This window comes from Bacillus sp. YBsi01 (assembly GCF_038406745.1).
Lineage (GTDB): Bacteria > Bacillota > Bacilli > Bacillales > Bacillaceae > Bacillus > Bacillus siamensis.
The window spans coordinates 1,850,576-1,877,145 of the sequence record NZ_CP151679.1 but is presented as its reverse complement, the minus strand read 5'-3'; the positions used below and the strand labels follow the sequence as shown (position 1 = coordinate 1,877,145).

Genomic DNA, 26,570 nt, shown 5'->3' with positions numbered 1-26,570 from the left:
TGCCCGTCCTCTTTTTTTATGATAAAAATGAGCGCTTTACTTTTTCCCAGAAAGAGTTGTCTTTCAGTTTGACCGTTTTGATTTTTTTATCGGATAGTGTAATCTCAACCTTTTTGACATTTCTCGTGCTGAGCGCTTCATTATCAAGTCCGATAATCGGATGCTCATTGCCGTCCTGCACCACCTGCAGTGTCAGCTTCCGGTCCGCGCTTAAAATAAACGAAGATCCGAGGGTGCGATATGTGTTGTTATTCAAAGAGGCCAGTTCGGATACCTGCATGCAGGAAATCAAAGGATCAACAACAGCGCCTGAAACGGATTTATTGTAGGCGGTGCTGCCTGTCGGGGTGGAAATGATCATGCCGTCGCCCCTGAAGGTCTCGAAGTGAAGATCATCAATTAACACATCCATCACAAACGTTTTAATAATGCTTGAACGGATGGAAACCTCGTTTAAACAGTGAAAATGATTGCTGCCGTCCACTGTTACGTGAATGAGCGGATATTTTCTGACCTCAAGTTGTTCCGCGGTCATGCTGTCCGCCATTTTTTCAGGCTCATCGCTGTGAAAATCACAGTACAAATGGGCTTTTCCTTTTTTAGCGATGCCGACATACAGGCAGTCATCACGGAATCCGGTTTTTCTGACGGCCTGCAGAAATGAGCCGTCGCTGCCGATGCTGGCGATAATCCCGGCATCCTCCGGTTGGGCCGCAACTGTAAAACCGTGCGATTTGGCAAGCTGCTTCAGAGAGCTGACTTGTTCTTTTGTTTCGTTGTCTTGTTTGTGAAAAAAATAAACATTGCGGCGAAGATCGGTCATATCTCCATTCCCCTTTGCTGTCATATTTACGTTTTTCTCCCATCAGATATTGTGTTAAAATACCTGTGGCAATAGTGTAACATGTTTCCTGTTTATCCGTTAAGTGAAAGCGCTTCATGAAAAAAGTGAATCTTTTTTTCCAGGAAAACGTACGAATAGTGACAGAAAAGGAGGCAGAACAAATGAATGCAAAAAGATGGATTGCGCTCGTCATCGCCATCGGCATTTTCGGCGTATCAGTCATTGCAAGTGTGACTGTCGGGGTGCTGAAAAATGTCGGAGATACAGGGTCTGACTTTGCATCCCTGACAGATGACACAGAGGAAGTGACGCTTGATAAGGGAAGCCCCGGCAGTAAAATCGCCGTGCTTGAAGTGGACGGCACGATTGAGGATAACGGGGAGTCCGCAGGCCTGCTCAGCTCAGGCGGGTATGATCACAGATCATTTTTAAAACAAATAGAGCGTGCGAAAGAAGATAAAAGCGTCAAAGGAATTGTCCTGAAAATCAATTCCCCAGGCGGAGGCGTGTACGAAAGCGCGGAAATACATAAAAAACTGGAAGAACTAAAGAAAGAAACGAAGAAACCGATTTATGTATCCATGGGCTCCATGGCGGCATCGGGAGGCTACTACATCTCAACGGCCGCTGATAAAATCTATGCTTCACCGGAAACGCTCACCGGCTCACTCGGCGTCATCATGGAAAGCGTTAATTATTCTAAGCTCGCTGATGAACTCGGCATCAAGTTTGAAACCATCAAAAGCGGCGCGCATAAAGACATCATGTCACCGACCCGCGACATGACGAAGGAAGAAAGAAAGATCATGCAGACGATGGTCAATGATTCTTATGAAGAATTTGTCAATGTTATTTCAAAAGGCCGGCATATGTCAAAAGCGGATGTGAAAAAAATTGCCGACGGCCGTGTTTACGACGGCAGACAAGCGAAAAAAATCGGCCTCGTTGATGATCTCGGTTTTTACGATGATACGATCAGCGCGATGAAAAAGGACCATAAAAATATGAAAAACGCTTCAGTCATCACGTATGAGGAAGGATTCGGATTAGGCTCGCTCTTTTCCATGAGCGCAGCGAAAATGTTTAAAAGCGAAATTGATTTTCTGAATATGAAAGAGCTCATTTCGCAATCCGGTTCGCCGCGGATGATGTATCTCTATGCAAAGTAGGGGGGAAGAAAGAATGGACGCAACTTACGAAGGCTTTCACGGTAAGGAAGAGGAAGCCGAGCAACAGGGGACGCTCGACCCGGCTTACGCGGGCTTCTGGATCCGGTTTTGGGCGTTTCTTCTCGATTGGCTGGTGATCTGGGGGCTTAACCATCTCATCGTTTCACCGGTGTTCACGCTGATGAATTTACCGAAAACAAGCGGAATGTTTACAATCTCAGCCTATTCCGTCACGACTTTGATCGTCTACCTCGCCTATTTTGTGTTCATGACAAAATGGTTTCATCAGACACTCGGCAAAATGGTCTTCGGGTTAAAGGTCACTTCTTTGACGCCCGGAAAACCGCTGACATGGGGCACCGTCATTTTCAGGGAAGCAGTGGGGCGTTATATCGATAAAATCTGGATTCTTTATATTGTCATTGCGTTTACGCCTAAGAAGCAGGGAATTCATGATCTTATTGCTGACACAACGGTGATTCACGAAGCACTGTACCGCAAATAAAAGCAATAAACCCGGATAAACATCCGGGTTTATTTTTTTTGGTTTTGGCGATAATGCAGCTAAGGAAGTGAAGCTTATGGGATATGCCGCAGCAGCTGTTATTCTCATTCTCATTTTGTTCTGGCTGCTCATGAGGATGAAAATCCATCTGACTTTCGAATATCTGCATGATAAAGATAACGACAAAATGACGTTTAAACTCTCTGCCTTATACGGGCTGATCCGTTTTAAAAAAACGCTGCCCGTTATTAAAGTAAACAGCGAAGATGCGTCAATTGATGTCAAGCAAGACACAAAATCTAAAATAAAGGGTCAGCAAAAAGAGAAGAAAAAAATCACATATGAAGATGTCAAACAGACCATTCACAGAATAGAAATGATTCTGCATCAGGTCGTCAGAATGCGTCAAATCGGCGCCTCATTTCTTGCGGGAGTCCGCGTGACGAAGTTCGAATGGGTGACGGTTATCGGAATAAAGGACGCCGCCGTTACGGGAATCGCTGCCGGCGGCTTGTGGGCCGTAAAGGGAGGCATTACGGCGTTGCTGTATGACCATCTGCGTTTTATACATAAACCGGTGTGCGAAGTCATTCCTTCTTTTCAAGTGCCTGCATCCAAGACGCATTTGCAGTGTATATTCTTTTTTCGTTTTGGACATCTTATAGGTGCAGCTTTCAAATTGCTCAAATACGGGCGGAACGGACTTTCTATCATACGAAAGAAACAGCCGGTTCCGGCTGCTTCAAAGAATGATTCATCAGTTTAAGGAGGAGCGCACATGGCAGACCATCCCATTCAAGGTTTAATGAAAACCGCTATGGAAAATTTGAAAGAAATGATCGACGTGAATACAATCATCGGTGATCCGGTTGAAACGCCTGACGGCAGCGTAATCTTAACGGTTTCAAAGGTCGGCTTCGGATTTGCGGCGGGCGGAAGCGAGTTTGGAGCAAAACCGGCTGAAAAAAGAACCGAGGACGACGAAAGAAAAGAGCAGAAGCTCCCGTTCGGCGGCGGAAGCGGCGGCGGAGTATCCATTACGCCGATTGCGTTTCTGATTGTCGGAACAAACGGCGTGCGTATGCTTCATTTAGACGAGAACACCCATTTGATTGATAAACTGTTAGACTCCGCGCCTCAAACGATTGAACGCATCCAGCATATGTTTAAAAAAAATGAAAAAGGCCGGAACCAAAAAAGAACGGATATTGATTTATAACAGAAAAGTTAACTGCCGCCCGCAGTTAGCTTTTTTTACGATGCGGCATAACCTTTGCAGTTTGCATAAAACTCGACTATGATAGAGCTATACATAGATAAGGGAGGAATCAGAATGGCTGAGATTACATTTAAAGGCGGAGCCGTGACGCTGATCGGACAAGAAGTGAAACCGGGTGACCAAGCTCCTGACTTCACGGTTTTGACAAACGGATTAGAAGAGAAGACATTAGCAGATATGAAAGGGAAAGTAACGATCATATCCGTTATTCCTTCCATTGACACAGGCGTGTGTGACGCGCAGACGCGCCGTTTCAACGAAGAAGCAGCAAAACTCGGCGATGTGAACGTTTATACTATCAGCGCCGACCTCCCGTTTGCACAAGCGCGCTGGTGCGGAGCGAACGGAATCGACAAAGTTGAAACATTATCGGATCATAAAGAGATGTCATTTGGTGAAGCATTCGGTGTTTACATCAAAGAACTTCGTCTTTTGGCGCGTTCCGTATTCGTTCTTGATCAGGACGGAAAAGTCGTTTATGCGGAATACGTAAGCGAAGCGACAAACCACCCGAATTATGAAAAGCCTATCGAAGCTGCAAAAGCGTTAATCAAGTAAAGAGAGAAAAAGAGCTCCGGGTGCTGCCGCGGAGCTCTTTTCATGGCAAGGAGGAAACAGCATGCAACACGACCATGTCGGTCAGATTTATGAACTTTTAGATGAAGCCGCCCAAGTAATAGCAGAAGGCCTTCAGCTGTCTTATATTGAGGGGCTTGCGGAAGCGGGAGAGATGTATTTTCTCGAAACGGCCGAACAGCTTCGGCTTCATGAAAAACAAACCGAACAGCTTAAAAGCCTGCTTGCGAAAGCAGACTTCAAACAATGGGAGCCTGAATGGATCCGCAAGGCGTTCCAGCTCGCCATTTTAAAAGGATTGAAAGATAAATCCCATCCGAACAGACAGATGACGCCTGATACGATCGGCCTTTTCATCAGTTACCTCGTGAATAAATTTACGGGCGGCCAAAAAGGCCTGACATTGCTGGACCCCGCCTGCGGCACCGGAAACCTTCTATTGACCGCGGCAAACCAGCTTTCTGACAAAGCGGCAAAAAGCTTTGGCATTGAAATCGATGATGTCCTTCTGAAGATCGCTTATGCCCAGGCGAATCTGCAGGAAAAAGAAATGGAGCTGTTCTGCCAGGACAGTCTTCAGCCGTTATTTATCGAACCGGCTGATGCGGTCCTCTGCGATTTGCCGGTCGGCTATTATCCGAATGACGAAGGCGCAGAAGCGTTTGAGCTGAAAGCGGATGAAGGCCACTCATTTGCCCACCACTTATTCATTGAGCAGAGCGTCAAGCATATAAAACCGGGCGGATACTTATTTTTTATGATTCCGAACCATCTGTTTGACAGCGCCCAAAGCGATAAACTGAAGCGGTTTTTTGCGGAAAAAGTGTATATCAACGCCCTTCTTCAGCTGCCTGCTACTCTGTTTAAAGACGAAGCGCAGGCAAAGAGCATTTTAATTTTGCAGAAAAAAGGCGATGGCGCAAAGCCGCCGAAACAAACGCTTCTGGCCAATCTTCCTTCCTTCGCGAACCAGCAGGCGATGCGTGAGATGATGGCAAAATTGGATCAATGGATTCAAAAAGAAAAATAATGGCGAAAAAGCAGGGTGGGACGCAAAATCCCGCACTGCTTTTTGCTTTTGAAAATGAATGGATATCAGGGTGCTGACACAACTTAAGGAAAGAACATAACATTCCGTAAGACTGAGCCGTCCATTTGGCACAGTACGGATTTATCAGAAAATAACGACTTCATTTTGTAAGCGGTACCAATATGGATGTTGACTTGAAATGCTGAGTTGACAATGTTTAAATGGAAAAGTCAGATATTTTTTGGATTGCAGTTACGGTCTGGGAAAAAAGAACGAAACAAACGAAGAAGAATTTTGATAGGAGCGTCATTTATGTCTAAAATTATTGCAATTAACGCAGGAAGCTCATCTTTAAAATTTCAGCTATTCGAAATGCCTTCAGAAAAGGTGCTAACAAAAGGTTTAGTAGAACGAATCGGTATCGCCGACAGCGTTTTCACAATCTCTGTTAACGGCGAAAAAAATACAGAAGTGACAGATATTCCGGATCATGCGGTCGCGGTGAAGATGCTGCTTCACAAGCTGACTGAATTCGGTATTATAAAGGATTTAAATGAAATTGACGGAATCGGCCACCGTGTTGTTCACGGCGGAGAAAAATTCAGCGATTCTGTTTTGCTTACGGATGAAACAATCCGTGAGATTGAAGAGATTTCAGAACTTGCGCCGCTTCACAACCCGGCTCACATCGTCGGCATTAAAGCCTTTAAAGAAGTGCTTCCGGATGTACCTGCGGTTGCAGTATTTGATTCGGCGTTCCACCAAACGATGCCTGAGCAATCTTACTTGTACAGCCTTCCGTATGAATACTACGAGAAATACGGCATCCGCAAATACGGTTTCCACGGCACATCTCATAAATACGTGACACAGCGCGCAGCTGAGCTTCTCGGCCGTCCGCTTGAAGACTTGCGCCTGATTTCCTGCCACCTGGGTAACGGAGCAAGTATCGCAGCAGTCGAAGGCGGAAAATCAATTGATACGTCAATGGGCTTCACACCGCTTGCGGGTGTTGCGATGGGAACGCGTTCAGGGAACATTGACCCTGCCTTGATTCCGTACATTATGGAAAAAACGAATCAGACGGCTGATGAAGTATTAAATACATTAAATAAAAAGAGCGGACTGCTTGGCATATCCGGTTTCTCAAGTGACCTTCGCGATATCGTGGAAGCTTCAAAAGAAGGCAACGAAAGAGCGGAAACGGCGCTTGAAGTGTTCGCAAGCAGAATCCATAAATACATCGGTTCTTACGCTGCGAGAATGAGCGGCGTTGACGCGATTATTTTCACTGCCGGTATCGGTGAAAACAGCGTTGAAGTCAGAGAACGCGTGCTTCGCGGCTTAGAATTCATGGGCGTTTATTGGGATCCTGCGCTGAACAACGTGCGCGGCGAGGAAGCGTTTATCAGCTACCCGCACTCTCCTGTCAAAGTCATCATCATTCCGACTGATGAAGAGGTCATGATCGCGCGCGACGTTGTCCGCCTTGCACAATAATGATCGACAAAAAGCACATCCTTAAAGGATGTGCTTTTCTATTGAATGCCGAAGCGCCAAACGTTACGATATGCTTAGTACATAAATGATGAGGTGAAACAATGAGTGTGCATGAACATAAACAGAAGGCCCCGTCAGCGGTGCGCTGCAAAGTGATTACAGTCAGCGACACGAGAACGAAAGAAACCGATAAAAGCGGGCGCGTCATGATGGATTTCATCAGGGAAGCGGGATTTGAGACGGTCGCTTATGACATCGTAAAAGATGAGAAAGGTGAATTGCAGAAAGCCGTTTTATCCGGCTGTATGGATGAATATACAGATGCGGTGCTGTTAAACGGAGGGACGGGCATTGCCGAAAGGGATGTCACCATTGAAGCGGTCACGCCGCTGTTTTCAAAAGAGCTCCCGGGATTCGGCGAGCTGTTCCGCATGCTGAGCTATACGGAGGACATTGGTTCCGCGGCCATTTTGTCCAGAGCGGCAGCGGGCGTGATCCAAAATACCGCAGTCTTCTGCACACCGGGTTCCTCAGGCGCCGTCAAGCTTGCAATGAAGAAACTGATTATTCCTGAACTGCCCCATGTGCTCCGGGAGATCCGAAAAGACTTATAAATGTATAAAAAAGCTTTGCTCCGCTCAAAAAAATGGGTGGAGTTTTTTTTATAAAAAGCTTGAAAAAACAGAATTTACTTGTTACAGTGTATACATACAAAATGCATTTTTATTAATTAAAACTAATTTTTATACAAAGGGAGCTTTTAACATGGCAGAACAGAAAAAAGTTGTATTGGCATACTCAGGAGGTCTTGATACTTCTGTAGCGATAAAATGGCTGCAAGAACAGGGATACGATGTTATTGCATGCTGCTTAGACGTAGGGGAAGGAAAGGATTTGGCATTCGTTCAGCAAAAAGCGCTGGAAGTAGGCGCCGTAAATTCGTACGTGATTGATGCAAAAGAAGAATTCGCCCAAGAGTACGCGCTTATTTCTATGCAGGCTCATACAATGTATGAAGGGAAGTATCCGCTCGTATCTGCACTGTCCCGTCCGTTAATCGCGAAAAAACTCGTTGAAGTCGCGGAAAAGGAAAACGCAGTGGCCGTGGCGCACGGCTGCACAGGAAAAGGCAATGATCAGGTTCGTTTTGAAGTATCCATTAAATCATTAAACCCTGATCTGGAGGTCATCGCTCCGGTCCGTGAGTGGCAATGGTCGCGTGAAGAAGAAATTGAATACGCCGCAAGCCGCGGCATACCGATTCCGATCAATCTTGACAGCCCTTATTCCATCGACCAGAATCTGTGGGGCCGCGCCAATGAATGCGGTATATTAGAAGACCCGTGGGCGGCGCCGCCTGAAGGGGCATATGACCTGACAGCATCTCTTGAAAATACGCCGGACGTTCCTGAAATCATCGAAATCGCATTTGAAGCCGGTGTGCCGGTTTCAATCGACGGTGTATCCTACCCGCTTGCTGATTTAATTCTCAAGCTGAACGAGACTGCCGGAAAACACGGCATCGGCCGGATTGACCATGTCGAAAACCGCCTGGTCGGCATTAAGTCCCGTGAAGTTTATGAATGCCCGGGCGCAATGACTTTGATTACGGCTCACAAAGAGCTTGAGGATCTGACTTTAGTGAAAGAAGTGGCTCATTTCAAGCCGGCAATTGAACAAAAACTGTCTGAAATCATCTATAACGGTTTATGGTTCTCACCGTTAAAAGACGCGCTGCTTGCATTCCTGAAAGAAACCCAAAAGCACGTCACCGGCGTTGTGCGCGTCAAGCTGTTTAAAGGCCATGCCATTGTAGAAGGACGCAAGTCGGAATATTCTCTCTACGATGAAAAACTGGCGACATATACAAAAGACGATGCGTTTGACCATCATGCGGCAATCGGCTTTATCGAGCTTTGGGGACTGCCGACAAAAGTAAACAGCATTGTGAAAAAGAAGGAGCAGATTGAAGCATGAAGAAGCTTTGGGGAGGCCGTTTTCAAAAAACACCGGAAAAGTGGGTCGATGAGTTCGGCGCATCCATCACATTCGACCAAAACTTAGTCAAAGAGGATATTACAGGGTCTCTCGCTCATGCGGCAATGCTGAAAAAATGCGGCATTCTGACGGAGGAAGAAGAAGGCGCCATCCGTCAAGGGCTGCAGACCCTCCTGCAAAAAGCAGAGGAAGGAACGCTTGAATTCTCTGTTGATTATGAAGATATTCATTTGAACATTGAAAAAATGCTGATTGAAGAAATCGGACCGCTCGGCGGAAAGCTCCATACAGGCAGAAGCCGGAACGACCAAGTGGCGACAGACATGCATCTATATTTGAAAGATCATGTCTCCCATATCATCGGGCTGATTGAACAGTTCCAAAAAGCGCTGATCGAAAAAGCAGAGGCCAATGTCGAGACCATTCTGCCGGGGTACACCCATTTGCAGCGGGCCCAGCCGATTTCTTTCGCCCACCATCTGCTCGCCTATTTTTGGATGCTTGAACGGGATAAAGAGCGTTTCCGTGACGCGCTGAAGCGGATTAACATATCGCCTCTCGGATGCGGGGCGCTTGCCGGAACGACGTTTCCGATAGACCGCAGCTATTCGGCGGAGCTGCTCGGTTTTGACTCCATTTATGAGAACAGTCTTGACGGGGTCAGCGACAGAGATTTTATTCTCGAGTTTTTAAGCAGCAGCAGTATGCTGATGATGCACCTTTCACGTTTCTCGGAAGAAATCATTCTATGGTGCTCGCAGGAATTCAGATTCATTGAATTGGATGATACGTACGCAACGGGAAGCAGCATGATGCCGCAGAAGAAAAACCCGGACATGGCGGAGCTGATCCGCGGAAAAACCGGACGCGTATACGGTGATATGATGGGGCTTTTCACGATTATGAAAGGGCTCCCGCTCGCATACAACAAAGACCTTCAGGAAGATAAAGAAGGTATGTTTGACACGGTGAAAACCGTTGAAGGAAGCCTTCAGATTTTTACGGGCATGATTGAAACGATGACCGTAAACAAAGACATCATGAAACAGGCGACAAAACAAGATTTTTCAAACGCGACGGAACTTGCCGATTATTTAGCCAAAAAAGGCATGCCGTTCAGAGAAGCGCACGAAGTGGTCGGCAAGCTTGTGTACAGCTGTATTGAAAAAGGAATCTATTTAAGTGATATGGCATTTGAAGAATTCCTTCAAGCCAGCAGTCTCTTTGAAGAAGATATCTATACCGTGCTCGATCCGCATCATGCGGTTGAAAAAAGAATGAGCGCCGGCGGAACGGGCTTTCAGCAGGTAAAACAGGCGCTCATAAAAGCAAAAGCCTGCGCCGGCGTTTAATTTGCTAAAATTTCCTTCATATTTTCCCGTCATATCAGACACGCTACATCTATAATGATGGGAGGTAGAAGGAATGCGCAAAGAACAAGACCGTTACATCTATGATGAAAAAGAAAGTGAAGAAACGGCCCGGCTCATCTCAGAGGCATACCAAAGCGGTTATGTCGGTCTGGAGGAAGCCTCAGCCCCTTCGGAAAATTAAGCTGTCTGTAAAGACGGCTTTTTTCGTGCGGATGAAGTGCAAAAAAGTGATATTGCCGCTTGTTTATAGTAAAGTAGAGGGAGAAACGACTTTATTTTATTGAAGCGGCAACGTTGCTTGGGGAGGGTATTCAATGTGCGACATGCTCTAATCACTGCCGGCACGAAGGGGTTGGGCCGAAAAGTGACTGAAATGCTGCTGGAAAAAGGCTTTTCGGTCACAGTGAATTACAGACAGGACGAAGAAGCCGTCGCTTGTCTGAAGGCTGATTATCCCCAGTGCCATGACAGATTGCAATTCGTTAAGGGCGATGTAACCCGAAAAGAAGATCTCATGCGGATCGTCGATGCAGCCCTTCAGCGGTTTGGAAGAATTGACATACTGATTAACAACGCCGGGCCGTACATATTTGAGCGCAAAAAGCTTGCCGATTACTCCGATGACGAATGGTATGGCATGCTTGAAGGCAATTTAAGCGCCGTTTTCCATCTGTTTAAAGCGGTTATCCCGGTAATGAGACAGCAGCGCTTCGGCCGGATTATTACATACGGCTTCCAAGGCGCAGATCATGCCCCCGGCTGGCTTCACCGTTCCGCTTTCGGAGCGGCTAAAGTCGGATTGGCTTCGTTAACGAAAACCATTGCGATTGAAGAAGCCGAATCAGGCATCACGGCCAACATGGTCTGCCCGGGTGATATCGTAGGAGATATGAAAGAAGCGTCTATAGAAGAAGCAAGACGGAAAATCGGGAAAGAAAACACGCCGATCGGGAGGTCCGGAACCGGAGAAGACATTGCAAGAATCATCGCCTTCTTATGTGAAGAGGATTCCGATCTTGTCACCGGAACGGTCATAGAAGCAACAGGCGGGCTGAATGTGATTAACAGGCATCAATCCCTGTAAGTTTTTTCGTTTGTCAAAAAGGGAACTTGATAAATATTAATTTTTTATGAGGTGAAAACGATGAAAGTGACTTATCACGGACATTCTGTCATTCAAGTGGAAACGAAAACCCATAACATTATTTTTGATCCGTTCCTAACCGGAAACAGTCTGACAAATCTGAAGCCGGAAGAAGTGAAAGCGGATGTCATTCTGCTTACTCACGGACACAATGATCATGTCGGAGATACAGAGCAGATCGCCAAACAAAACGACGCACTCGTTATTGCGCCGAACGAGCTGGCCGTTTATCTCGGCTTTAAAGGGTTAAACGTCCACCCGATGCATATCGGCGGGGCGCGCCAATTTGATTTCGGCAAAGTGAAACTGACACAGGCGTTCCACGGATCGGCGGTCACTGATGAAGAAAACAAAACCATCACATACACGGGGATGCCGGCCGGGATTTTATTAACGATTGACGGCAAAACGATTTTTCACGCCGGCGATACGGCGCTGTTCTCAGATATGAAACTGATCGGGGAACTGAATCACATTGACCTGGCGTTTCTGCCGATCGGTGATAACTTCACCATGGGGCCTGAAGATGCAAAACTCGCGGCTGAATGGCTGAGAGCGAAACAGGTCGTTCCCGTTCATTACAATACATTCCCTGTCATTGAACAGGACCCTGACGCTTTCGCTGAAAGTCTGCCCGGAGGCGTCGGTAAAGTCATGGCGGTCGGCGAGACCATTGAGCTTGCCTGACATATGTGTCAAAGACCTTCTGAACCAAACGTTCAGAAGGTCTTTTTGTGATGACGCCTTTTTTCGGGCGTCTCATTGCGAATGAATCCCCCGTGCCCTTATAATAAAAGCAGAAGACTGTCCTTAGAGGTGAAACGCTTGGCAACAAAGCATGAACAAATCCTATCGTACATAGATTCGCTTCCTGTCGGTGAAAAAATTTCGGTCAGAAGAATTGCGAAAGAAATGAAAGTCAGTGAGGGAACGGCTTACAGAGCCATTAAGGAAGCCGAAAATAAAGGGTTCGTTTCCACTATTGAACGTGTGGGAACCATCCGGATTGAACAGAAGAAAAAGGAAAATATCGAAAAGCTGACATACGCCGAGGTTGTCAATGTGATAGACGGCCAGGTGCTCGGCGGAAAAGCCGGTCTGCATAAAACGCTGAATAAGTTTGTGATCGGGGCGATGGAGCTTGACGCGATGATGCGTTATACGGCGGCTGGGAACCTGTTAATCGTCGGAAACAGAATCAATGCCCACCGCCAGGCGCTTGAAGCGGGCGCGGCTGTTTTGGTAACCGGAGGATTTAATACCGACGACAGCATTATCGAGCTGGCCGATATGCTTGAGCTTCCGATTCTCTCCACAAGCTATGATACCTTTACGGTAGCCGCGATGATCAACCGGGCGATCTATGATCAGCTCATAAAAAAAGAGATTGTGCTCGTGGAGGACATTTTGACTCCCGCCGATCGGACAGTGACGCTGTCTCCTAAAGATAAGCTGGAGAAATGGTACGAAAAAAACGATGAAACCGGACACGGCCGCTTTCCTGTCATTGACGGGCAAATGAAAATCCACGGGATTCTCACACCGAAAGATATCGCCGGACATGACCGGTCAGTCCCGATTGAAAAAGTAATGACCAAAAACCCTGTCACGGTCATCGGGAAAACGTCTGTCGCCTCAGCGGCTCAAATGATGGTTTGGGAAGGAATCGAAGTGCTCCCGGTGACAGACGGGAACCACAGACTGATCGGCATGATCAGCCGTCAGGACGTCTTAAAAGCGCTGCAAATGATTCAAAAGCAGCCTCAGGTCGGGGAAAAGCTTGATGATATCGTTTCAAGGGGATTTAAAGAAGAAGAAGATGACAAAACGCCGGCTGTTTATCAATATGAAGTCACGCCGCAGATGACCAATCAGCTCGGGACGATTTCTTACGGGGTGTTTACGACGATTTTAACTCAGGCTGCCAGCCGATTTTTACGGTCCCGCAAACGCGGCGAGCTGGTCATTGAAAGCATTACGATTTTCTTCTTAAAGCCCGTTCAGATGGAATCGGTCATTGAAGTAAAGCCGCGCATTTTAGAAGCGGGCCGGAAATTCGGAAAAATGGAAGTGGAAGTGTCAAGCCAAAGCGGCATCGTTTCAAAAGCGATGCTCATGGTGCAGCTGATGGAGAGAAGTTAAGGGACGCATCTCGGTCCCTTGACATTCATTATGCGTGGTCTCTCTCCGCTTCTTTTGCATGGATAGGTTCATAATGCTTATAGGCTTTATACCCGGCCCATGCGCTGCCTGCTCCGATTAAAATGAAGACGCCGCCGATGACGAGGGTCAGAACGGAGTGAAACAGAATCATTTGGTTTACTCCGTACAAAAGCACCAGCGCGCCTAACGCCATACTTGATTTAGCCGAAAAACATTCCTTCTCCAGCGCCCGTTTCGTCTGGATGCCTTTTACTTTGTAATACACGTAAAAGCAGGCAGAAAGCCCGATGAGAAAAACAAAAACCAGCATAAATGAAATCCTCCATTATATGAGTTTGCAAAACCGTTTATACCGTTGCTGAAAGATTTTCCTTTTCCATGGATAAAGAGTATGATTAAATGAATAAAAACAAAAGGAGAAAACGATGAAATCCGAATTGATCAGAACCATATCATTATATGACACCATTATCTTACATAGACATGTGAGGCCTGACCCGGACGCTTACGGATCACAGTGCGGCCTTACGGAAATCCTGCGGGAAACGTATCCCGAAAAAAATATTTTTGCCGTCGGACAGCCTGAGCCGTCCCTGTCTTTCTTATATTCCCTCGATGAGGTGGGTGACGAAACCTACAAAGATGCTCTTGTCATCGTGTGCGACACCGCAAACCAAGCACGGATCGACGATCAGCGCTACCATTCCGGCGCAAAGCTCATGAAAATAGACCACCATCCAAATGAAGATCCGTATGGCGATCTGTTATGGGTCGATACGAATGCAAGCTCCGTAAGCGAAATGATCTATGAGCTGTACCTGGAAGGAAAGCAGCACGGCTGGAAGCTGAATACGAAAGCAGCTGAGCTGATCTACGCGGGTATCGTCGGTGATACGGGACGCTTCTTATTCCCGAACACCACAAAAAAGACATTAAAATACGCGGGAGAGCTCATTGAGTTCCCATTTTCATCGTCAGAGCTGTTTAATCAATTGTATGAAACGAAATTAAATGTGGTGAAGCTGAATGGCTTTATTTATCAAAATGTGTCATTGTCTGAAAACGGCGTCGCTTCCGTTTTCATTAAAAAAGACATTTTGGAGACATATGGAACCACCGCTTCTGAAGCGTCGCAGCTCGTCGGAACACTCGGAAACATTTCGGGTATTCGCGCTTGGGTGTTTTTCGTAGAAGAAGACGACCAAATCAGAGTCCGGTTCCGTTCAAAAGGCCCGGTCATCAACGGAATTGCCCGGAAATACAATGGCGGCGGACATCCGCTTGCAGCCGGCGCATCCATCTTCAGCTGGGATGAAACCGGTCCGATTCTTGCTGATCTTGAAGAGATATGTAACGAACACAAGTAGAGGGGAGACCCTCTTTCTTAGTGTTCATCTGTCACGGGGATGAACCAGCAGCCGAATTCAGTCAGGTCTTCGTAGACGCGGAGATTACAGATTTGGAGTTCTTTTTTTATGAGGGAAGCGAGTGTGTCTGTTTCTGCATATGCGGAATAGCCTTTTCTGATTCGGTCTGCATGATCTTTTGCCAGGCGCCGTTCACTAAAAACCTCCATTTTCCCTTCCTCCCTTCAGAATCATTGAAAATGTCTCATTTACAGTTTATAAAAAAGCGGAGAAAAAAGCGACAGATCTATGGAAATTTTTTAAAAATGACATAATTACGTCGCAAAAGAAATATGAATTTCGACAGACAATCTCGTATAAATCGTCAGTTCCTTTACTTGAGCTTTATATTCCTTTTCATTTATGGTGTACACCTTGTTTTCAATCGTCCGTTTTAAAAGCTCCTTTGTTTTATACACGCTCTCAATATCCTTTGTGATGACTTCAGAAATATCATCTTTCACCTGTTCTTCAAATTTCATCTTATCAGGCTGGGCGATTCTGTATTTTTCCCCATTGATCAGCTTCACATCAACACTTTGGATAAGCAGTCTTTGTTTATTATCCTCATTTAATTTATGAAGATCTTTCTGATAGATGGAGATCTGGTTTTTCAAATCCCGTGCGTGCTCCCGCTGTTTTTCAATTAACGTCACCTGTTCTTCCTGAAACGTTCCGTATGTAAACAGAAAGAACAGCCAGCTGACGATTGCTCCGCACATCATTCCCGCAAAAAAACGCTGCCATCCCGGTTTTTTATAATACTCGGGAATTCTCATGAAGGCATATTCTCCTGAGCCAGCCATGACACAATCAGCCAGCCGGTCTGCGCGCCGCCCATCGCTGAAATAATTAATAGAAGCTGTTTGAAGATGTCGCGCGTGTTGCCTTCAAACAGCCCCCGCTCAAAACTGTATACGGCGTCAAATGTTCCTCCGATGGCCGCGACAAGCGCCCAGATCTTCAGCCTGTTCGCCAATTTTGTAATCGCCGTAAGCGGAGGCTCGCCTGATAAATAAGCTCCGACGCCGCCGATGAGCGCTCCGCCGAGCAAAACGCCGAGGGCGATAAAATAACTGCTGATAAAATTCGCCATAAAGCCGGCTTCCTGATCCATATATACACCACCTCACTTTTCTATCATATTGAGCAAAGCGGACAAGTATGATGATGAGTCAAAAAAGAACATTTGTTTCTTAAGAAAACCCGTCTTATAATGTAGAAAGGCAAAATGAACGTATACGGAAAGGAGTGGCGGCATTGTCTTTTGTTCATCTGCAAGTACATAGCGGCTACAGCCTGTTAAACAGCGCCGCTTCTGTAAAAGATCTTGTTACACAAGCGAAGGAGCTCGGTTATTCTTCATTGGCGCTGACGGACGAAAATGTGCTGTACGGCGCCATTGAATTTTATAAAGCATGCAAGTCAAACGGAATAAAGCCGATTATCGGTCTGACGGCTTCTATATACACGGACGAAACGGAACTTGAAGCACGCCCGCTTGTTCTTTTGGCGGAGACAAACACCGGATATCAGAACCTGCTGAAAATCTCAAGTGCACTGCAATCCATAGCAAAGGGCGGCATGAAGCGAAAATGGATGAAGAGCTATCATGAGGGGCTGATCGCCATTACGCCCGGTGAAAACGGGTACATTGAAAGTCTGCTGCAATCCGGGAAATTTGAAGAAGCGGTCAAAGCTGCCGAAGGATTCCGGGAACTGTTCGGAGAAGACCGTTTTTATTTAGGATACCAGCCGTTCAAAGGTCATGAGACGTTATCGGAAGATATTCTCCGCCTGTCAGCCGAGACGGAAATCCCAGTCTGCGCTGCGGGGGATGTCCGTTATATCAAGAAAGAAGATCAAGATGCGTACCGCTGTCTGTGCGCCATTAAAGCCGGTGAGAAATGGGAGGATCAGAGCGGAAATCTGCCGGATTTACACTTGAGGCCGCCTGAAGAGATGGCGGAGCTTTACACGCGGCATCCGGAAGCGATTGAAGCATCCGCGCGTATCGCCGGGCAATGCCGGGTCGATGTCAGCCTCGGACAGACACGCCTTCCGTCTTTTCCGGCGCCGGACGGCAAATCAGCCGATGATTATTTGGCGGAAGTCTGTCACGAGGGGCTGCGTCTCCGTTTCGGCACTCCTGATGAGCGCGCCGTCCGCCGGCTTGAATATGAGCTGGACGTCATCAGGCGCATGAAATTCAGTGATTATTTTCTCATCGTATGGGACTTTATGAAGTACGCGCATGAAAAGGGTATTGTGACAGGCCCGGGAAGAGGATCTGCGGCAGGCTCGCTGGTCGCTTACTCTCTTTTCATTACAGACGTGGATCCGCTGAAACATTCTCTGCTGTTTGAAAGGTTTCTTAATCCGGAGAGGATCAGCATGCCCGATATTGATATCGATTTCCCAGATACGAGAAGGGATGAGGTCATTCAGTATGTACAAAATAAGTACGGGGCCATGCACGTCGCTCAGATTATCACCTTCGGAACATTGGCCGCAAAGGCGGCGTTAAGAGACACCGGGAGAGTGTTCGGAATCAGTCCGAAAGAAGCTGACCAGATTGCCCGCCTGATTCCGTCAAAGCCGGGAATGACGCTTGAGGAAGCGAGGCGGCAGTCCGCTCAGCTGAACAGGCGGCTGTCTGAATCCGCCGTTCTTCATAAAGTGTTTCAGGTCGCCAGAAAAATTGAAGGTCTTCCGAGACATACGTCAACACACGCGGCCGGCGTTGTTCTCAGTAAAGATCCGCTTTCTGAAGTTGTCCCTCTTCAAGAAGGGCATGACGGCGTGTATTTAACGCAGTATGCGATGGATCACTTGGAAGATTTGGGTCTTTTGAAAATGGACTTTTTAGGTTTGCGCAACCTGACGCTTATTGAATCCATTAAAACGATGATTGAAAAAGAGACGAATACGAAAATTGATTTTTCCGAGATTTCTTACCAGGATGAAAAAACGTTCTCCCTGTTGTCAGACGGCGATACGACGGGCATTTTTCAGCTGGAATCATCAGGGATGAGGAGCGTGCTGAAGCGTTTGAAGCCGTCGAGGCTTGAAGACATTGTCGCGGTGAATGCGCTTTACAGACCGGGGCCGATGGAAAATATTCCATTATTTATCGATCGGAAGCACGGGCGGGCGCGTGTGGAAGTGCCGCATGAGGATGTAAGAAATATTCTCAGCGACACGTATGGCGTCATCGTCTATCAGGAGCAGATTATGATGATCGCTTCGCGGATGGCAGGGTTTTCATTAGGTGAAGCGGATCTGCTCAGACGGGCTGTCAGTAAAAAGCAAAAGGACATTCTGGACAGAGAGCGAAGCCATTTTGTTGAAGGGTGCTTAAAAAAGGAGTATTCTGTAGTCACTGCAAACGAGGTCTACGATCTGATTGTCAAATTCGCCAACTACGGATTTAACAGAAGCCATGCTGTCGCATACAGCATGATCGGCTATCAGCTCGCCTATTTAAAAGCGCACTATCCTTTATATTTTATGTGCGGTCTTTTGACGAGCGTCATCGGCAATGAGGACAAAATATCGCAATATCTGCATGAAGCGAAGGGGAGCGGGATCCAAGTTCTTCCGCCGTCAATAAACAAGAGCGGTTTTCCGTTTGCGCCGGAAAACGGAGCCGTCAGATACAGTTTGCGGGCCGTGAAAAACGTAGGCGTCTCGGCAGTGAAAGATATTTATAAAGCAAGAACACATAAACCGTTCGAGGATCTTTTCGATTTCTGCTTTCGCGTACCTGCAAAAAGCGTGAATCGGAAAACAATCGAAGCCCTTATATTTTCTGGCGCCATGGACGAATTCAATCAAAACCGCGCCTCCTTGCTGGCCTCCGTGGATGTCGCTTTAGAGCACGCTGAACTTTTTCGTGCAGACGATGACCAAATGGGATTGTTTTTGGAAGAATCGTTTTCCATTAAGCCAAAATATGTAGAGGCTGAGGAATTTCCGCTCGTGGACAAGCTTCGGTTTGAAAAAGAAGCTCTCGGTGTTTATTTCTCAAGCCATCCTTTGTCCGCTTTCAGGGATCTCTTGAAAAAACGGGGTGCGCAAGCGATCGCAAAAGCGCGTCAGGCGCCTAAGGGGCAGCTGTCGATCGGCGCTTTGCTCGCAGGCATCAAAACGATTCGGACAAAGACAGGTCAGCATATGGCGTTTCTCACATTAAGCGACGAAACGGGAGAAATGGAAGCCGTCGTGTTTCCTGACCAATACAGAAGGCTGTCTCCGCTGTTAAAAGAAGGCGCGCTATTATTCGCCGCCGGAAAAATGGAAGAGCGGCAGGAGAAGACCCAATTCATCATGTCATCCGCCTCTCTCCTTGAGGAGACGGAGACAGACAGAGCGCCGTCTGTTTACATCAAAATCGAAGGCAGCCGGCACAATCAGGAGTTTTTGGAAAAGATGAAGCGTATTTTACTGGAGCATAAAGGGGAAACCGGCGTTTATCTGTATTATGAAAAAGACAAGCAGACCATCAGGCTGCCCGACACCTTTCATATTCAGGCGGACCATCAGGCGTTATACCGTTTAAAAGAGCTGCTGGGCCGCGAAAACGTCGTGTTAAAATAGTGGTAACAACAATGGTTTTGTTATACAATTGAAACAATTGTGCTATCTTATTTAAAGATTCTGAAATTTTTCACCTCCAGAGATTGTACCAGTCTATGCGGCAGAATATGTAACAAAGTACTTAAAAGGAGTGTTTAGCATGTCATTAAGAGAAGAAGCGTTACATTTACACAAAGTAAACCAAGGAAAGCTTGAATCAAAAGCAAAGGTGGAAGTCAGAAATGCGGACGATTTAAGCCTTGCCTACTCTCCGGGGGTAGCTGAGCCTTGTAAAGAGATTTATGACGATAAAAATAAAGTATATGATTATACAATGAAGGGGAACATGGTAGCAGTCGTAACAGACGGATCAGCGGTTCTCGGTCTCGGAAATATCGGGCCTGAAGCTTCACTTCCGGTTATGGAAGGAAAAGCGGTTCTGTTCAAAAGCTTCGCGGGCGTGGATGCATTCCCGATCGCGCTCAACACAAACGACGTGGACAAAATCATCGACACGGTGAAGCTGCTTGAACCGACATTCGGCGGTGTCAATCTTGAAGATATTGCAGCGCCGAACTGTTTTATCATTGAAGAGCGCCTGAAAAAAGAAACAAACATTCCGGTTTTCCACGATGATCAGCATGGTACTGCCATCGTAACCGTAGCCGGACTTGTAAACGCGCTGAAATTATCAGGAAAATCCATGTCATCCATTAAAGTTGTGGCAAACGGAGCGGGAGCGGCAGGCATCGCGATCATCAAGCTTCTTTACCATTTCGGCGTTCGCAACATCGTGATGTGCGACTCTAAAGGAGCCATTTACGAAGGGCGTCCTGCCGGCATGAATGCGGTGAAAAACGAAGTGGCCAAGTTTACAAACCAAGACCGCAATGACGGTTCGCTGCAGGATGTCATTAAAGATGCAGACGTCTTTATCGGCGTATCAGTCGAAGGCGCTTTGACAAAAGAAATGGTGGAAAGCATGGCGAAAGATCCGATTATTTTCGCAATGGCCAACCCGAATCCGGAAATCATGCCTGAAGACGCGCGCGCAGCCGGCGCAAGCGTAATCGGAACAGGCCGTTCTGACTTCCCGAACCAGGTCAACAACGTACTTGCATTCCCTGGAATCTTCCGCGGAGCGCTTGACGTTCGCGCGACTCATATCAACGAAGAAATGAAAATAGCTGCGGTTGAAGCGATCGCTTCCCTCGTTTCAGAGGATGAATTAAGCGCGGAGTATGTCATCCCGGCTCCATTTGACAAACGCGTGGCTCCTGCCGTTGCGAAAGCCGTTGCGAAAGCGGCGATGGAAACGGGCGTCGCCAGAATTACGGTCGACCCTGAGGAAGTGGCTGAAAAAACAAGACAGCTTACGGTCATCGGCGAATAATAACACAAAAAGAATTGGCAGCGCGTTGGGAAAAACAACGCGCTGCTGTTCAATATACGGACTGCTGGCATTTTTTTAAGGGCAGGTCTTAAAAAAATTTCAGCAGAATCCTTATTTCTTTTGAAAACGCTGACAGATAAGGCTGAGCAACGCTTTTGAAGGTCTGTCATCCGTCCGTTTCCGCCTGCTTTTCAGCAAAAAATGTCGAATGGAGGATGACACCGTTTGACAAAAAAAGTACAATAGTTTCGGTAAAGTTATTATTAAGTCTATCTAATCGGAAGACATGCAGTGAAGAGAACCCTTCACAAAAGGGAGGTAATCATTTGTTAAAGGATATATTCACAAAAAAGAAAAAATATGCTTCCGTGCCGTCTGAGCAGGCAAAACATGATGTTCCGGAAGGCATTATGACAAAGTGCCCCAAATGTAAAAAAATCATGCTCACAAAAGAGTTAGATAAAAACCTGCGCGTCTGCATGAACTGCGGGCATCATTTCCCGATGAATGCAAAGCAGCGCATTGAAATCCTCCTGGATGAAAATTCATTCGAAGAATTCAACCAGGGAATGATATCTGAAAACCCGCTCGGTTTCCCGGGATACTTAGAAAAAATCGAAAAAGACCGTGAGAAAACATCGCAGAATGAAGCGGTTGTTACCGGAAAAGGGACCATCAGCGGATTCCCTGCCGTGATCGCGATCATGGATTCGACATTCCGCATGGGCAGCATGGGCTCGGTTGTCGGCGAAAAAATCACGCTGGCAATTGAAAAAGCGAAAGAGGAAAAAGTCCCGTTCATCATCTTTACCGCTTCCGGCGGCGCACGTATGCAGGAAGGGGTCTTAAGCCTTATGCAGATGGCGAAGACAAGCTCTGCATTGAAACTGTTCAGTGAAGAGCAGGGGCTGATTATTTCGGTTATGACCCATCCGACGACTGGCGGCGTATCGGCCAGTTTCGCGTCTCTCGGTGATTATAATTTCGCTGAACCGGGCGCCTTGATCGGATTTGCCGGAAGACGTATCATTGAACAGACGATCGGAGAAAAACTGCCGGAAGATTTCCAGACGGCGGAATTTTTATTAAAGCACGGCCAGCTTGATGCGGTGATTCACAGAAACGACATGAAAGACAAACTCGCATTTCTGCTGGACATGCACCAAACAGGAGGTGAGCATGAGTGGCTGCAAGATTAGAATTTGAAAAACCGGTGATTGAACTGCAGACAAAAATCGCCGAACTGAAAAAATTCACCCAAGATTCGGAGATGGATTTAAGCGCTGAAATCGCAAGGCTTGAAGACCGGCTCAGCAAGCTCCAGGATGAAATTTATAAAAACCTGAAGCCTTGGGACAGAGTGCAGATTGCACGCCTTCCCGAGCGGCCGACGACCCTTGATTACATTCAATACCTGTTTACCGACTTTTTTGAGTGCCACGGAGACAGAACATACGGAGACGATGCTGCGATTGTCGGCGGAGTTGCCAAATATCACGGCATGCCGGTCACCGTCATCGGTCATCAGCGCGGAAAAGACACGAAAGAAAACCTTGTCCGCAATTTCGGGATGCCTCACCCTGAAGGCTACCGTAAAGCGCTTCGCCTCATGAAGCAGGCGGATAAGTTTAACCGTCCGATTATCTGCTTCATCGACACGAAGGGAGCGTATCCCGGCAAAGCGGCGGAGGAACGGGGACAAAGTGAAGCCATTGCTAAGAACCTGTTCGAAATGGCCGGCCTGACAGTGCCTGTCGTTTGTATCGTCATCGGCGAAGGCGGCAGCGGAGGGGCGCTTGCATTAGGTGTGGGCAACCGCATGCTGATGCTGGAGAACTCGACGTATTCCGTTATTTCTCCTGAAGGAGCCGCGTCCATTTTGTGGAAAGATTCCAGCCTTGCCAAAAAAGCTGCTGAAACCATGAAGATTACTGCGCCCGATTTATTAGAATTAGGAATTATAGATAATATGATTAAAGAAGTGAAGGGCGGAGCTCACCATGACATCAAGCAGCAGGCGGGCTACATTGACGGCATCCTAAAAGAAACATTAAAATCTCTTCTCCCATTGAACGCCGAAGAATTGATCTCACAGCGCTACGAAAAATACAAAGCCATCGGAAAAGTTTCGGTTGAGGATCAATATATCGGGGCAAACTGAATAGACGTGAAGCCTATGGCTCACGTTTATTTTTTGTGTTTTTTGTGATATTCCTTAAATTTTATTTAAAAACAGTTTATTTAATTGTATAATAGGTAAGGTTTCATGGGAGCTCAGGCGTCCCTTTTCATTGTTTTAGGGCAATGATCATGATATGTTTAACATATATATGTTGCTGAGGTGAATAGGAAATGAAGCGTATAGGAGTATTAACGAGCGGCGGGGATTCCCCGGGGATGAACGCAGCGGTGCGAGCGGTTGTGCGTAAAGCTATCTATCACGATGTAGAAGTTTACGGAATTTATAACGGTTATTCAGGATTAATCAGCGGAAAAATAGAGAAACTGGAACTGGGTTCGGTCGGTGACATCATCCACCGCGGAGGGACAAAGCTGTATACAGCCAGATGTCCTGAATTCAAAACAGTTGAAGGCCGTGAAAAAGGAATCGAAAATTTAAAGAGACTCGGTATTGAAGGTCTTGTCGTTATCGGCGGAGACGGTTCGTACATGGGTGCGAAAAAATTAACGGAACACGGGTTTCCATGTGTAGGTGTACCGGGTACGATAGATAATGACATCCCGGGAACTGATTTTACGATCGGATTTGATACGGCGTTAAACACCGTAATTGATGCGATTGATAAAATCCGTGACACAGCTACGTCGCATGAGCGTACATACGTTATTGAAGTGATGGGACGCCATGCAGGCGACATTGCTTTATGGGCAGGTCTTGCAGGCGGAGCGGAATCCATTTTAATCCCTGAAGCGGACTACGATATGGAAGAAATTATCGGCCGTCTGAAGAGAGGGCATGACCGCGGTAAAAAACACAGTATCATCATCGTTGCTGAGGGGGTAGGCAGCGGGGTTGAATTCGGAAAACGCATCGAAGAAGAAACAAACCTTGAAACACGGGTATCCGTTTTAGGGCACATCCAGCGCGGCGGATCTCCAAGCGCTTCTGACCGGGTTCTTGCAAGCCGCCTCGGCGCTTACGCGGTTGAGCTTCTGCTTAAAGGAAAAGGCGGACGCTGCGTAGGTATACAAAACAACAAGCTTGTAGACCATGATATTATAGAAATTTTAGAATCAAAACATACTGTTGAACCAAACATGTATCAGCTTTCAAAAGAACTGTCTATTTAAGACGGAAGAAGCTGAAGATTTCAGAAGGAAGTGAACGAGTTGAAAAAAACAAAAATCGTTTGTACAATCGGTCCGGCCAGTGAAAGTGTAGAAATGCTGACAAAATTGATGGAAGCGGGTATGAACGTTGCCCGTCTGAATTTTTCACACGGTGATTTCGAAGAGCACGGCGCAAGAATCAAAAACATCAGAGAAGCAAGCAAAAAGCTCGGTAAAAACGTGGGGATTCTCCTCGATACGAAAGGTCCGGAAATCCGCACGCACGATATGGAAAACGGCGCGCTTGAGCTTCAGGCGGGAAATGAAATTATCGTTTCTACAAAACAGGTGCTGGGAACGCTTGAAAAATTCTCAGTTTCTTATGAAGGCCTGGCAGACGACGTGTCAGCAGGGTCTATCATCCTGCTGGATGACGGTTTAATCGGATTGGAAGTGATTGAATCAAATCCGGAAAAACAAGAAATCAAAACAAAAATCTTAAACAGCGGCACGCTGAAAAATAAAAAAGGCGTAAACGTTCCCGGCGTCAGCGTCAACCTTCCGGGAATTACTGAAAAAGACGCTAAAGACATCGTCTTCGGTATCGAGCAAGGCGTTGATTTCATCGCTGCGTCATTTGTACGCCGCTCTACGGATGTTCTGGAAATCCGCGAATTGCTTGAAGAGCATAACGCGTCTGACATTCAAATCATCCCTAAAATTGAGAACCAGGAAGGCGTAGACAATCTGGATGCGATCCTGGAAGTATCTGACGGCTTAATGGTAGCGCGTGGAGACCTCGGCGTAGAGATTCCGGCTGAAGAAGTGCCGCTCGTGCAAAAAGAAATGATCAAAAAATGCAACGCGCTCGGCAAACCGGTTATTACCGCGACTCAAATGCTCGACAGCATGCAGCGCAACCCACGTCCGACACGCGCTGAAGCAAGTGACGTTGCCAACGCTATTTTCGACGGCACAGATGCGATCATGCTTTCCGGTGAGACGGCTGCGGGACAATATCCTGTTGAGGCGGTTCAAACAATGTTTAACATCGCCACACGCACGGAAGAATCTCTGAACTACAAAGAAATTCTGTCTAAACGCAGAGATCAGGTCGGCATGACGATTACCGATGCAATCGGCCAATCCGTTGCGCACACGGCAATCAATCTGAACGCGGCAGCTATCGTTACGCCTACAGAAAGCGGCCATACGGCGCGTATGATCGCGAAATACCGTCCGCAGGCTCCGATTGTAGCCGTTACAGTGAATGAGTCTGTATCACGCAAACTCGGCCTTGTATTCGGTGTCTTCCCGGCAAGCGGCCAAAACGCGAATTCTACAGATGAAATGCTTGAAGATGCAGTTCAAAAATCACTTGACAGCGGACTCGTGAAACACGGTGATCTGATTGTCATTACAGCCGGTTCTGTCGGTGAATCAGGCACGACGAATCTGATGAAAGTCCACACTGTCGGCAGCGTAATCGCAAAAGGACAAGGCATCGGACGCAAATCAGCATTCGGTCCGGTTGTTGTTGCAAAAAATGCGAAGGAAGCTGAACAAAAAATGACAGACGGCGCAGTATTGGTTGCTTCAAGCACTGACCGTGACATGATCGCTTCGCTTGAAAAAGCATCAGCGCTCATCACGGAAGAAGGCGGTCTGACAAGCCATGCCGCAGTAGTCGGTTTAAGCTTGGGCATTCCGGTTATCGTCGGTCTGGAGAACGCAACTTCAGTTTTAACAGAAGGACAGGTTATCACAGTTGACGCTGCCCGCGGCGCTGTGTATGAAGGCCGCGCAAGCGTTCTTTAAACAGCTTTAAAAAAGAGAGGGGGTTCTCCCTTCTCTTTTGTCTTTAGGTTGATTTTCCTATTCCCATGCGGACGGTGACGCGCTTTTAGAAGGGCAGGAGGGCAGAAAAATGAGACTTTTATTCTTACTGTTTATCGTGTGTCCGGCAATTGAAATCGGCTTGTTTCTGCTGGCGGGAAAATGGCTCGGCGTTTTTCCGACCGTCCTTCTCATCATTTTGACAGGCGTGCTGGGCGCCTTGGTGGCAAAAAGACAGGGAATTGATGTATATCATCGGGTGATGCGCGACCTGCAGCACGGCAGCATGCCGGGTGACGCGCTTCTTGACGGAATATGCGTCTTTATCGGAGGCCTGCTTTTGATGCTTCCGGGTTTTTTGTCCGATATTGCAGGGGCCTGTCTTCTGATTCCGTTCACTCGGAACCGCATGAAGCCGCTTTTGTTCAAATGGCTGAGAGGAATGTCAAAAAACAAGCGGATCATTATCAAATAAAAACGGCAGC

Annotated in this window: 27 protein-coding genes; 22 read left to right on the top strand and 5 right to left on the bottom strand. The window is 47.0% G+C overall.

The features are described 5' to 3' along the window. Positions 1 to 16: 16 nt before the first annotated feature. A complete protein-coding gene (locus AADZ70_RS09310) occupies positions 17 to 823 on the bottom strand; it encodes an NAD kinase (protein WP_016938580.1) in 807 nt (268 codons plus the stop codon). Between the two features lie 182 nt (positions 824 to 1,005). Between AADZ70_RS09310 and sppA the strand changes: the two genes are divergently transcribed. From sppA to AADZ70_RS09240, 14 genes are all read left to right on the top strand, one after another. Next, positions 1,006 to 2,013: a signal peptide peptidase SppA gene (gene sppA / locus AADZ70_RS09305; protein WP_342008021.1), complete on the top strand. Its 1,008-nt coding sequence runs from the start codon at positions 1,006 to 1,008 to the stop codon at positions 2,011 to 2,013. 13 nt (positions 2,014 to 2,026) lie between these two features. Further along, entirely contained in the window at positions 2,027 to 2,518 is a 492-nt protein-coding gene (locus tag AADZ70_RS09300; protein ID WP_045926831.1) for an RDD family protein, read from the top strand. A gap of 76 nt (positions 2,519 to 2,594) precedes the next feature. Continuing rightward, entirely contained in the window at positions 2,595 to 3,284 is a 690-nt protein-coding gene (locus AADZ70_RS09295) for a DUF2953 domain-containing protein (protein ID WP_342008020.1), read from the top strand. Positions 3,285 to 3,296: 12 nt separating this feature from the next. Continuing rightward, positions 3,297 to 3,737: a GerW family sporulation protein gene (gene ytfJ, locus AADZ70_RS09290; RefSeq protein ID WP_016938584.1), complete on the top strand. Its 441-nt coding sequence runs from the start codon at positions 3,297 to 3,299 to the stop codon at positions 3,735 to 3,737. A 114-nt stretch (positions 3,738 to 3,851) separates the two neighbouring features. Beyond that, positions 3,852 to 4,355, top strand: coding sequence for a thiol peroxidase (tpx, locus tag AADZ70_RS09285; RefSeq protein ID WP_007408050.1), 504 nt, complete (start codon positions 3,852 to 3,854; stop codon positions 4,353 to 4,355). A 61-nt stretch (positions 4,356 to 4,416) separates the two neighbouring features. Next, entirely contained in the window at positions 4,417 to 5,403 is a 987-nt protein-coding gene (locus AADZ70_RS09280; protein WP_342008019.1) for a class I SAM-dependent methyltransferase, read from the top strand. Positions 5,404 to 5,715: 312 nt separating this feature from the next. Next, complete coding sequence (locus AADZ70_RS09275; RefSeq protein WP_016938587.1) at positions 5,716 to 6,903, top strand: acetate kinase; 1,188 nt, start codon at positions 5,716 to 5,718, stop codon at positions 6,901 to 6,903. A gap of 101 nt (positions 6,904 to 7,004) precedes the next feature. Continuing rightward, positions 7,005 to 7,517, top strand: coding sequence for a molybdenum cofactor biosynthesis protein B (locus AADZ70_RS09270; protein WP_198698011.1), 513 nt, complete (start codon positions 7,005 to 7,007; stop codon positions 7,515 to 7,517). Between the two features lie 151 nt (positions 7,518 to 7,668). Beyond that, a complete protein-coding gene (locus AADZ70_RS09265) occupies positions 7,669 to 8,880 on the top strand; it encodes an argininosuccinate synthase (protein ID WP_016938589.1) in 1,212 nt (403 codons plus the stop codon). Beyond that, the gene (gene argH, locus AADZ70_RS09260) at positions 8,877 to 10,253 is read left to right on the top strand and encodes an argininosuccinate lyase (RefSeq protein ID WP_016938590.1); all 1,377 of its coding nucleotides are present in this window, start codon (positions 8,877 to 8,879) and stop codon (positions 10,251 to 10,253) included. The genes AADZ70_RS09265 and argH overlap by 4 nt, the downstream gene beginning before the upstream one ends. A 73-nt stretch (positions 10,254 to 10,326) precedes the next feature. Next, the gene (locus tag AADZ70_RS09255; RefSeq protein ID WP_014470818.1) at positions 10,327 to 10,455 is read left to right on the top strand and encodes a hypothetical protein; all 129 of its coding nucleotides are present in this window, start codon (positions 10,327 to 10,329) and stop codon (positions 10,453 to 10,455) included. A gap of 135 nt (positions 10,456 to 10,590) precedes the next feature. Then, positions 10,591 to 11,358, top strand: coding sequence for an SDR family oxidoreductase (locus tag AADZ70_RS09250; protein ID WP_342008018.1), 768 nt, complete (start codon positions 10,591 to 10,593; stop codon positions 11,356 to 11,358). Between the two features lie 60 nt (positions 11,359 to 11,418). Then, entirely contained in the window at positions 11,419 to 12,105 is a 687-nt protein-coding gene (locus tag AADZ70_RS09245; RefSeq protein WP_016938592.1) for a metal-dependent hydrolase, read from the top strand. A 138-nt stretch (positions 12,106 to 12,243) separates the two neighbouring features. Further along, positions 12,244 to 13,560, top strand: a complete 1,317-nt coding sequence (locus AADZ70_RS09240) for a CBS domain-containing protein (protein ID WP_045926836.1) — start codon at positions 12,244 to 12,246, stop codon at positions 13,558 to 13,560. Between the two features lie 28 nt (positions 13,561 to 13,588). Here AADZ70_RS09240 and AADZ70_RS09235 read toward each other — a convergent pair whose 3' ends face one another. Beyond that, entirely contained in the window at positions 13,589 to 13,891 is a 303-nt protein-coding gene (locus AADZ70_RS09235; RefSeq protein ID WP_003152434.1) for a YtpI family protein, read from the bottom strand. Between the two features lie 115 nt (positions 13,892 to 14,006). On the opposite strand from AADZ70_RS09235, the gene AADZ70_RS09230 reads away from it, so the two are divergent. Next, a complete protein-coding gene (locus AADZ70_RS09230) occupies positions 14,007 to 14,948 on the top strand; it encodes a bifunctional oligoribonuclease/PAP phosphatase NrnA (RefSeq protein WP_016938594.1) in 942 nt (313 codons plus the stop codon). Between the two features lie 17 nt (positions 14,949 to 14,965). On the opposite strand, the gene AADZ70_RS09225 is transcribed toward AADZ70_RS09230, so the two are convergent. The 3 genes from AADZ70_RS09225 to AADZ70_RS09215 form a co-directional block, all read right to left on the bottom strand. Beyond that, the gene (locus AADZ70_RS09225; RefSeq protein WP_013353167.1) at positions 14,966 to 15,157 is read right to left on the bottom strand and encodes a hypothetical protein; all 192 of its coding nucleotides are present in this window, start codon (positions 15,155 to 15,157) and stop codon (positions 14,966 to 14,968) included. A 105-nt stretch (positions 15,158 to 15,262) separates the two neighbouring features. Next, positions 15,263 to 15,766, bottom strand: a complete 504-nt coding sequence (gene ytrI / locus AADZ70_RS09220; RefSeq protein ID WP_016938595.1) for a sporulation membrane protein YtrI — start codon at positions 15,764 to 15,766, stop codon at positions 15,263 to 15,265. Then, positions 15,763 to 16,104, bottom strand: a complete 342-nt coding sequence (locus tag AADZ70_RS09215; RefSeq protein WP_016938596.1) for a YtrH family sporulation protein — start codon at positions 16,102 to 16,104, stop codon at positions 15,763 to 15,765. The genes ytrI and AADZ70_RS09215 overlap by 4 nt, the downstream gene beginning before the upstream one ends. Positions 16,105 to 16,247: 143 nt before the next feature. Here AADZ70_RS09215 and dnaE point away from each other — a divergent pair, with 143 nt between their 5' ends. The 7 genes from dnaE (at position 16,248) to AADZ70_RS09180 (ending at position 26,560) form a co-directional block, all read left to right on the top strand. Beyond that, positions 16,248 to 19,586: a DNA polymerase III subunit alpha gene (gene dnaE, locus AADZ70_RS09210; RefSeq protein WP_342008017.1), complete on the top strand. Its 3,339-nt coding sequence runs from the start codon at positions 16,248 to 16,250 to the stop codon at positions 19,584 to 19,586. 139 nt (positions 19,587 to 19,725) lie between these two features. Beyond that, positions 19,726 to 20,958: a malic enzyme-like NAD(P)-binding protein gene (locus AADZ70_RS09205; protein ID WP_198698009.1), complete on the top strand. Its 1,233-nt coding sequence runs from the start codon at positions 19,726 to 19,728 to the stop codon at positions 20,956 to 20,958. Between the two features lie 326 nt (positions 20,959 to 21,284). After that, positions 21,285 to 22,157 carry an acetyl-CoA carboxylase, carboxyltransferase subunit beta gene (gene accD / locus AADZ70_RS09200; protein ID WP_016938599.1) on the top strand — a complete coding sequence of 291 codons (873 nt, stop codon included), beginning with the start codon at positions 21,285 to 21,287 and terminating at the stop codon, positions 22,155 to 22,157. Continuing rightward, on the top strand, positions 22,142 to 23,119 hold the full coding sequence (gene accA / locus AADZ70_RS09195; protein ID WP_016938600.1) for an acetyl-CoA carboxylase carboxyl transferase subunit alpha: 978 nt from the start codon (positions 22,142 to 22,144) through the stop codon (positions 23,117 to 23,119). The genes accD and accA overlap by 16 nt, the downstream gene beginning before the upstream one ends. A 191-nt stretch (positions 23,120 to 23,310) precedes the next feature. Next, complete coding sequence (gene pfkA / locus AADZ70_RS09190) at positions 23,311 to 24,270, top strand: 6-phosphofructokinase (protein ID WP_016938601.1); 960 nt, start codon at positions 23,311 to 23,313, stop codon at positions 24,268 to 24,270. Between the two features lie 39 nt (positions 24,271 to 24,309). Beyond that, on the top strand, positions 24,310 to 26,067 hold the full coding sequence (pyk, locus tag AADZ70_RS09185) for a pyruvate kinase (RefSeq protein WP_045926840.1): 1,758 nt from the start codon (positions 24,310 to 24,312) through the stop codon (positions 26,065 to 26,067). A 109-nt stretch (positions 26,068 to 26,176) separates the two neighbouring features. Further along, entirely contained in the window at positions 26,177 to 26,560 is a 384-nt protein-coding gene (locus AADZ70_RS09180; protein ID WP_045926841.1) for an FxsA family protein, read from the top strand. Positions 26,561 to 26,570 lie beyond the last annotated feature (10 nt).